Origin of the sequence: Kitasatospora sp. NPDC048298 (assembly GCF_043201465.1) — a bacterium.
Classification (GTDB): Bacteria; Actinomycetota; Actinomycetes; order Streptomycetales; family Streptomycetaceae; genus Kitasatospora.
Window position 1 is genome coordinate 1 of sequence record NZ_JBICYZ010000132.1, and the last position, 9,103, is coordinate 9,103.

5 protein-coding genes are annotated in these 9,103 nt (G+C 69.5%); 3 read left to right on the plus strand and 2 right to left on the minus strand.

Annotated elements, in window-relative coordinates; translation table 11 throughout:
* Positions 1 to 88: 88 nt before the first annotated feature.
* Entirely contained in the window at positions 89 to 418 is a 330-nt protein-coding gene (locus ACGF0D_RS43560; protein WP_392926047.1) for a hypothetical protein, read from the minus strand.
* 425 nt (positions 419 to 843) lie between these two features.
* Entirely contained in the window at positions 844 to 3,801 is a 2,958-nt protein-coding gene (locus ACGF0D_RS43565) for an FG-GAP-like repeat-containing protein (RefSeq protein WP_392926049.1), read from the minus strand.
* A gap of 1,464 nt (positions 3,802 to 5,265) precedes the next feature.
* On the opposite strand from ACGF0D_RS43565, the gene ACGF0D_RS43570 reads away from it, so the two are divergent.
* The 3 genes from ACGF0D_RS43570 to ACGF0D_RS43580 all read left to right on the plus strand — a co-directional run bounded on the left by ACGF0D_RS43570 (position 5,266) and on the right by ACGF0D_RS43580 (position 8,515).
* The gene (locus ACGF0D_RS43570; RefSeq protein WP_392926051.1) at positions 5,266 to 5,463 is read left to right on the plus strand and encodes a hypothetical protein; all 198 of its coding nucleotides are present in this window, start codon (positions 5,266 to 5,268) and stop codon (positions 5,461 to 5,463) included.
* A 6-nt stretch (positions 5,464 to 5,469) separates the two neighbouring features.
* Entirely contained in the window at positions 5,470 to 7,782 is a 2,313-nt protein-coding gene (locus ACGF0D_RS43575) for a hypothetical protein (protein ID WP_392926053.1), read from the plus strand.
* 109 nt (positions 7,783 to 7,891) lie between these two features.
* Entirely contained in the window at positions 7,892 to 8,515 is a 624-nt protein-coding gene (locus ACGF0D_RS43580) for a hypothetical protein (protein ID WP_392926054.1), read from the plus strand.
* The last annotated feature ends 588 nt before the right edge of the window (positions 8,516 to 9,103 follow it).

A 9,103-nucleotide genomic window follows, 5' to 3' on the forward strand; every position in this document is an offset into this window, starting at 1 on the left:
TTGAGGGCCTCCTTCCCGAGCCCGTGTACATACCCGGACGATAGACATCGCCCGGCTGAGCAGGGAAGGGGGCCCGGCCCTCATATGGTCAGGTCTGGTCGGGGTCCAGGACGAGACAGATGTTGAAGCCCCGGTCGTCATGCTGGACCTGGGCATCGAGGTCGCAACGCGTCTCGCCGGTGTTCGCCGCCACGTCGAACGACTCGCCCTCGGTCGCCGACGCCGAAGCCGTGAAGCTGTGTGGCGAACCATCCTGCACCCAGAACTGCCACTGACCGGCCGTCACGCTCGTCGAGCACTTGTAGTCGGGCACCGCGTGATCGATCCCACTCGCGGTCAGGCTGTGGTCATCCGAGACGTGCATCGTGGCGCCGGCCGCATTGCTCCAGTCCCCGACCAGCTCGGCCTGCTTGATCACGGCTGCATCGCCGCCGGCACCGGCGCAGGACGTACACGCGAGGGCAAGGCACCCGAGGACCACTGCCAGCCGCCCGAAGGACCCGCCGCGCCGGCGAGCCGACTGGCGCATGCTGCCGCCTGGTCGCGGTGCCGGCTGGCCGACGCCGTCAGCTCGGGCCGGGCCCTCCATACTCTGTATCCATATTCGTTCCCCACCACGTCGGTTCGGGAGTGCCGTTGCATGCACTGAGCAGAGTGTGCGGTCGGCAGCAGCCGTCCAAGTGCTGCTGTGAAGCGGAGTTCCGCCTCGCGGACAGCGGGCGCGTGCGGTGCCGATGGGTCATGCCTGCTTCGATGTCCCCGGTGGCATCGACAATTGACAGGTCGGCCGGCCTGGCGTGTTCCGCCAGACCGGCCGACCTGTTGATCTTCCTGTCCTTGTGATTACACCTGGTACCAGGAGCGGAAGGATTCTCCCGGTGAGCCCTGGTCGATGGCCCAGGTGGTGCCTGCGGTGTCGGTGGTGGTGACGATCATGGCGCCGTTGTCGAGGAGTGTGACGCGCGGGTCTCCGGCGAAGATCATGTTCGGGTTGCCGAGGTAGGCGCCGGTGCTGAATCCGCTGGTCGGATTGCCCTGGCCGAACAGGGCGATGTGGCCGTTGGTGGTGCGGGCGACGATGTTGACGGTGCCGCCCGCTCCGGGGGACAGGACGATGCTGGTGGCTCCGCCGGTACCGCCGGTGAGGCTGATCTTGTACCACTCGCGGAACGGTGTTCCGGGTGCGGCCTGGTCGATGGCCCAGACGTCGCCGTTGACGTCGATGGCGGCCACGACCATGGTGCCGTTGGACGCGGTGGTGACGCTCGGGTCCCCGGCGAAGGCGGGCGAGGTGGCGCCGAGGTAGGCGCCCGAGCTGAATCCGCTGGTGGGGCCGCCCTGGCCGAAGAAGCCGATGTGGCCGTTGGTGGTGCGGGCGAACAGGTTGACGGTGCCGCCTCCCGCGGGGGACGTCACGGCTGCGGCGCGGCCGGTGAGGCCGCCGCTGGCGCTGACCTTGAACCAGGCGCCGAACGCGGAGCCGGGCGCGGTCTGGTTGGTCGCCCACAGGTCGCCGCCGGTGTCGACGGCGGTGACGATCATGCCGCCGTTGGCGCTGAGGGTGACGGCGGGGTCCCGGGCGAAGACCGGCGTGGAGCCGCCGACCGCCGCAGCGGGGCTGAAGGACGCGTCGGGGCCGGCCTGGGCGTAGTCGACGATCCCGCCGGCGCGGGTGCGGGCGAAGACGTGGACGGTGCCGCCGGCGGCCGGCGACAGGATCGGTGCCGGGTCGCCGGTGTGGACGCCCTGGCCGCTGAGCTGGTACCAGCTGCGGAAGCCGCCCGTGGTGCCGGTCTGGTTGGTCGCCCACAGGTTGCCGTCGGCGGTGACCTTGACGGCGACGAGCGTGCCGTTGGCGGCGCGCGTCATGGTGGTGGCGGGGCTGCGCAGGCTCTGTCCGCCGTCGAGTGCGGTGACGGTGTGCAGGTTGCCCTGGGCGGCCAGGCGCGGTTGTCCGAGCCCGGTCGGCGTGCCGGGGTACATCAGCAGGCAGCCGGTGGGGCAGGTGGTGGTCTGGGCGGTTCCGTCGGCGGTGTAGTAGATCACCGGGGTGGCGGAGTCGGCGGGCGTGGTGGCGAGGAGGTCGCCGGTGGTCTGGCCCGGGGTCGGGGTGAACAGGGGGTAGCCCCTGCCGCTGTCGGCGACGCTGCCGTGCAGGTTGCCGGGCGTGGTGATCAGGGGCCGGTGCTGGGGGTCGAGGCCGGTGGCGTAGACGGTGCCGGCCGCGGGGCTGCCGGCCTGGTAGCCGCGACCGTCGGCGTTGCGGGTGCCCAGGACGAGGCGGACGCGCCCGTACTCGGCGCCACCGGGGTCGGTGGTGGTGCTCCGGGCGAGCAGGTCGGGGATGCCGTCACCGTTGACGTCGCCGGGGGCGAGGACGTCGTAGTCGCTCCAGCCGGAGGCGGAGATCACGGTACCGGACTTCAACTGGTTGGTGCCGGTCTGGGTGGCGAGGGGACCTGCGACCGTACCGCTGTAGAGGACGAGGGAGTCGCCGTCCTGGGCGATCAGGTCGTTCCCGGCGATGTCGTCGAGGTTGCCGGCGGCGACGATCTGGTTGGTGGCGGACCAGTCGCTCCCGCTGGGGTGGGCCAGTTCGGTACGCCGGGACTCGTCGGGGGCGCCCATGCGGTTGCCGGGGTAGAGGTAGAGCCGGGTGCCCTGCTTGACGAGGAAGTCCTCGTAGCCGTCCCTGGTCTGGCCGGGGCTCTGGCCAGTGAAGTCACCTCGGTGGGTGACCTGGGCGCCGGACCAGCCCGGGGTGGCGACGGTCCGGGGCTGCTCGAAGGTGCCGTCGCCGTGGCCCGCGTAGAGGACGAGTTCGCCGGTGCTGGTGGCGGCCACCAGGTCGGCGTGCCCGTCACCGGTCAGGTCGCCGGGGCGGTCGCCGGCCAGGGCCGGGTCGGTGGCGTCGTGGACGAAGTTGTTCGGGGCGGTGGTGATCAGCCGGGTGCTGGAGTTGGGGCCGCCGTCCGAACCGTCGTAGGGGGAGAGGTTGCCGGCCTTGTCCATCGCCTGGACGGTGAGCCGGTTGGTCGGCCACAGGGTGGGTGTGAACGTGACGGTCGCCGTCCCGTCCGGGCCGGCGTCCACCCAGGTGCCGCCGCAGCCCTGGTTGACCACGGGCAGCGGCTTGTTGAGGGAGTAGCAGAACCCCTTCAGGCCGAACTGGTCGCTGGAGGCGAACTTGACCGTGCGCGGGATGCCGACGGGCACCTCCCCGACATCGATGCTGCGGCCGTCCGCGGAGGTGACGGTCGGCTTGGAAGGAGGCGTGCGGTCGACGTTGAAGCCGCAGTCACGGCCGAAACCGGAGCCGGTGATGCCGTCCTCGGCCTGGACGTGCCACTTGTAGCGGCCGCCGTCACGCAGGCTGTCGGCGCCGAGTCTCGTGACGGCCCAGGAACCGTTGGGAGCGCCCGCCCGGACCGGCGGGAAGAACTGCCCGGTGTCGTGGTTCCAGGCCTCGAACTTGGCGCTCAGGGCGACGTCGCTGTCCGGGTCGGAGATCCTGGCGGTCAGGACGACGTCGTTGCGCCCGACGGTGGGCCAGACCGCTGGATCACTGACGCATGGCACATTGACGTTGCTGCTGCTGCCCGGCGTCCACTGGCTCTCCCAGGCCGCGTAGTCGTGCAGGACCGGGGGCTGGTTGTAGGTGACCCCGAGCCGGGGGCTTCCCGTGTCGGCATGGACGGGGACGTGGCCCAGTACGGCGATGCTCACGACGGCGGCCGCGATCAGCGCGGTTGCCGTTCTCCGGGTGGTTCGCCCTATTCGGTAGGCGTTGTGACGGTGCATCCCCTTCACTTTCTGTGCGGTTTGCAGGCGTCCCCATCATGCAAGCCGGCAGTGACGGTCCGGTCGAATTTGGAGGTCTCTGTTCCGGATGAGAGGGGGGAATCGGATGCCGCATCGTGATCACAGCGTGCGAAGGCCAGGCTTGATGGTGGGAGAAAAGCGGAAAAATCACCTCTTCGCGAGGCGGAGCCGGTCCCGAGGGGCGCCGTCCTCAATGTGAAGGAGTTATAAAAGAGAGATAAATGACCCTGTAGGCAGGGTGGTTGGCGAACAATCAGGGACGTCCCGTCGGTGGCTCTTGGTAGTGTCCCGCCGGGTGTGATCGCACCCGTACAACACGACCAAGTGGAAAGAAACGGATGTCTCCATCCGACACGGGCGCTTCGCCCGGATCGCGATTGCGCCGGTCCGAGGCAATAACACGCCCTGTGCTCCGTAAAGTCGCGCCCATGGCCGTGACGGCTCTGATAGCCGCCTATAGCTTCCGGCCGTCGCGGTAGCGGCGGGCGACGAGTTCGACCTGCCGCCCGTCCAGCACGCCGGGCCCGTCCCGTTCTCCAAGGTGGAGGCGGACCGTCGTGACCCGAAGACGGCCCAGCCCCGACCGCGCCGCCGGCCGCGGCCTGGCCCAAGCCGGGGAAGGCCGAACTCGACCTTCCGGCGGCCTCGACGCAGAAGTCGGCCCCCCAGGCGAAGGCGCCCGGCCTGCCGCTGACCGTCACCTCCGTCGGGCAGGATCCGGCGACGGGCGGGCAGTCGAAGGGTCGGGTGGGCCTGTCGGACCGGGCCGCCGCGGCCACCGTTGGTCTCGACGGCGTCCTGGTCAACCTGGGACGCAGCACCGCGCCCCGTCCGCTTCACCTCCCACCCGAATCTGGACGGCAGCGGTTCGGTCGCTGCCGGCGTTGGCTCGATGCGGGCAGCCGCACCCGCGCGGATCCTCGGGACTCACACCTACAGCCTGCTGCCAAGCCCTGCCCGGAGCGGAACCGGATGTGGTCGGCGGGCCGACCGTTCGCCCGTCGGGGAGGACGACGGGCGAACGGCGGGCGACGTCGGCTGTTATGCCTCACCCCAGCCGTTCGGCGTTCGCACTGGTGCTGGCTGGGTCAGGTGAGCGGACTCCCCGGAATCGGACGTATGCGCTGTGCAACTGATGGGTACGATCGAACGGTCTTTCGTTAGGGGGGCTGGTTTCGATCAGCCGTAGGGGGTGGGGCGATCCATGTCTGATCGCATGACCGAGTTCGACCGCATGATGAACCCATGGGCATACGACGCGGACGGCAATCTGACCGCGAAAGCCAGAGGCCAGGAGGCTGCCCGGACGCAGATCAACTCGGCAGGCGCGGCGGCCGGCGGCGGCTTCTCGGTCGACCTGGCGGCGCTCGACGGCGCTGCCGCGACTGCCGACCAGATCAACTGCCGTCTGGGGGGGGCGAGTGCGAGAGCGCTGACGACGAGATGGCCGCGGTCGCGGGCGGGCTCGCTGGCTTCGGCATCGGCGCGGCGTGCAAGGACGCGTCGGCGACTTGGGACAAGCAGATTCAGTCGCTCTCGAAGGTCATCGGCGGGCTCGCGCAGAACGTGCGGTCGACGGCCAAGAACTATCGCGATGCCAATGCGGCCGTCGCGGGTACCTTCCAGCCCGATGGGGGTTGATGCGTCGTGGTGGGTTTTCATGACCTGACGAACGCGAAGGTGGACTGTCTGGGGACGGCCGCGGGTGCCTGGGACGAGGTCGCCGCGAAGCTGAAGGCGCTGGACGGCGAGTGGAACAGCGGCGTCGTCGTCAAGGTGAACGGTTCCGGGTGGAGCGGCAAGAGCGCCGAGTCGGCGAAGCCGGCTCTCCAGCGTGGTAACGATCAGCTGGACGCGGCCGCGGTGGAAGCGGCTGCGCTGGCGTCCGTGCTGCGGCAGGCGGCGACCGAGATCCAGGCCGCCAAGGACACGGCGAACGCGCTGGTCACCGAAGCGGTCACGGCGGGACTCACCGTCAGTGCCGACGGTACGGTCAGCTGGCCGGATCCCGACAAGGCGATCCGGCAGGATCCACAGGCGGCGGCCGCGTACCACGACAAGTACCGGTCGAAGGCCGGCGACATCCGGGCCCGGATGGACGCTGTTCTTCGCGACGCCGCGGAGGCGGACGAGCGGGCCTGTTTCGCCCTGCGCGCCGATGCCTCCACGGACAAGGACGGATCCTTCAACGCACAGGCCGTCGGCGGCGGTGCGGAAGCGGACGCCAAGCGGGCGGTCCAGCTGGCCGCCAAGGGAAACAAGTTGTCGGACGCGGAACTCGTCGAGCTCAACAGCCTGCTGCACGCGCACGCGGCCGACGCGCAGTTCACGACCAGGTTCTACCAGGACATCGGCCCCAAGGGACTCCTGATGTTCTGGAACAGCATGGTCGGCGACGACAACAGTGTCGCGGGCGCGAGCGACGCCCGCTGGAAGCAGTACCAGGAGTTGCAGAAGAACCTCGGGACCGCGCTGGCCACCGCCACACGCGGTTCCAACCAGCCACACCTGTCGGACCAGTGGGCGGCCGACCTGCGCAAGGCCGGAGCCGAGCCGCTCTGGGAGACACCGGAGACAACGGCAGGCAAGCCATGGGTCCCACGGGGCTACCAGGTGCTGGCCGGGATCCTGCGCACCGGGAACTACGACCCGCACTTCCTGAACCCGATCGCCGAACACGTCCTCCAGCTCGACTCCAAGGACACGCACCCGACCATGCGGTTCTGGAGTCCGGCGCTCCTGAGCAAGAGCCCCGAACGGCTGGGCTTCAACATCCTCGGGCAGGACGGCGGAGCCGGATTCGAGCCGGTAACGGGAATCATGGAAGCGCTGGCCCACAGCCCGGAGGCGGCCACCAAATTTTTCCACGACAAGCCCACCGCCTACAACACCGACGGCACGGTCAACCCCGGCGGCAGCCCCAAACCCGCCGACTACCTGCACTACCTGGCCCACGACAAGGAATTCAGAGGAGACACCGTCTCCCAGAACAAGGACGTCGTGGCCGGCGCCCTGGCCAGCGGGCCCACCGCATTCGGGCACGCTCTGGAGGCCGCGACAAGCGGGCACCCGTACGACGACCTGCCCTCCACGCCGACGAAGCACACCGCCGACCAGGCGGACGTCATGAGCAAGGTCATGAAGGAGTTCGGACGGGACGAGGGTGGCAGCCTCGCCCGCATCACCGACAAGTCCGGTGCCGGCGCACCCTTGGCGGCCCTACGGCCGAGCCTGGGGAACATGACCGCCGACTACATGGGTGACATCCAGCGCGCGATGTCACCGTGGGACCACACGCTGCCAGTGAACGGCGAACCGGCCAGGCTCAGCACGTCCGACGTCCGCTCCGTACTGAACGTCATCGGTCGCGACCCGGGGGCCTACGGCAGCGTCATCAACGCCCAGCAGGCCTACACCACGGCTTTGATCCACGGCACCTTCGCCGGTGGTGAGACCGACACCGCGAAGCTCGCCATCCCGGTGGAGAACGCCGCCAACGCCGGAGGAGCGGTGGCCGGCGTACTCAACGAAGCCCGGGCCGATGCGGTGTTCAAGCAGCACGCCGCCTCGGACAAGGAGTTCAACGACGCGGTTCAGAACGGCTCGTTCTGGGCCAAGACAGCTTTCAGTACGACCCTGGGTGGCATCACCGGAGGTGTCGCCAGTGCGGCCGGTGCATCCGAAGCATCGGACTTCATCGTCGACCAGATCCTGCAAGGGGTCACGGCGAGCGTCCAGCAGGACACCACGGCGGCCGCCCAGGCGGAAGCCGGCCAGCAGTCGGACGGGGGCCGGAACTCCAACGCGATCAGTGCGGCCCAGGCCGTCCGGGACGCCGCGAAGGGCTCATCCCTGACACAGGCGCAGATCGAGGACCTCGCGGCACGGGTCGGCGGTCAGGCCGCGCAGGGCGGCACGGTAGGCGCCGGGGCGAACAGCACCGCCAACGGAAAGAAGTGACACTCACATGTCGCGGTGCCGGGTCGACGGCAGTGGGAAGCGCGCCGACCCGGCACCGGAAATCGCAGCCGGCGAGAACGCCGGCTGCCGTGAAAGGAGAAGCGTACGGGTGAAGGTCCGTCGATCACGGCTGGCCACAGCCGCCCTACTCGTCGTCGTGGCCGGCGGCCTGTTCCTGTGGCAGCGGACCCAGGACCCGGGCACCGTTCAACAACCGGCAGCTCGTATCCCGCTCGGCGAGTGCCAGGGCACCCTTGACGACAAACGATTCAGCGAGATCCTGCACTCCACCTCGACGGCCACGGTGCAGACGACGGTCACACCGCCTACAGAGTCCGCACCGGCCTACCTGTCGTGCACGGTGATCGGTAACGACCAGCAGAGGCTGGTCGTCACCGCCGTCGGCGCCGCCACCGAGGCGGAACGGATCCACAACGAAGGACGGCAGGTAGCGAAGGACTTCCTGCCGTTCTCCGACGGCGAAGCCGGCGAGCGCTCCTCCGTGGTGCGCTTCCCCTGCGTGGTCAGGACGACGCCCGATGGTCCGGACCGCACCTGGTACTACACGGCGGTCCTCGAACTCCGGACACCGGCAGGCTCATCCAATCCGCCGCCCGGACGGCAGAAGATGGCCGATCTCTCGGTGGCGTTTGCCCGCCAGGCGATCGACAAGGCACCACTGGGGTGTACGAACACGATCCAACTGTCGAACGGGCCGGTCGTCTTCAGCTGACCCAGGCAGGCGGCATCTGAGCGGCGTCCTGTCGGTCGCGCCGCTGCTGCGCAGCACGGCGGAGTCACAGGCCGACCTGGCGCTCGGGCCGGGGCGAGCCAGGCGCAGGTCAGCTCGAACTCGAACCCGCCCCACGCCTCTACCTCGGCCACCTCGAACACGGCCTCGACACGAAGCGCAGCCGGGGCCGTACCGACCGGGCGGGCCGGCGGCGGTGGCGACGCGCTGCGGCGCCTTTGCGGCGTCGCCGGGGTGTGACCGCGGTCTCAGTGGCGGCCTGGTCGGCGGTGACTCGGCGTGATGGGGGTGGGTCGGGTGGTGATGCTGTCGGGGTTCAAACGGTGAGTGCGCTCACATGCGGTTGCGGGGCACGACGATGGCTAGGAATGTCCGTTTTGCCCGCTTTTCGCTAGGGGGTGGGTGGTGTTTGCGCAGGTCGGAAGGGGGTGGCGCGCTCGGCGTGGCCCTTCCTTCGAATCACAGACGGCCGCTGCGCTACGACGGCGGGTCGTAGCGAGGGGGTCTTGGCGGGGCCCGTTGCGGTCTGGCAACTTTGCATTCGTCGCCAGCCACACCGGCTCCTGTCCC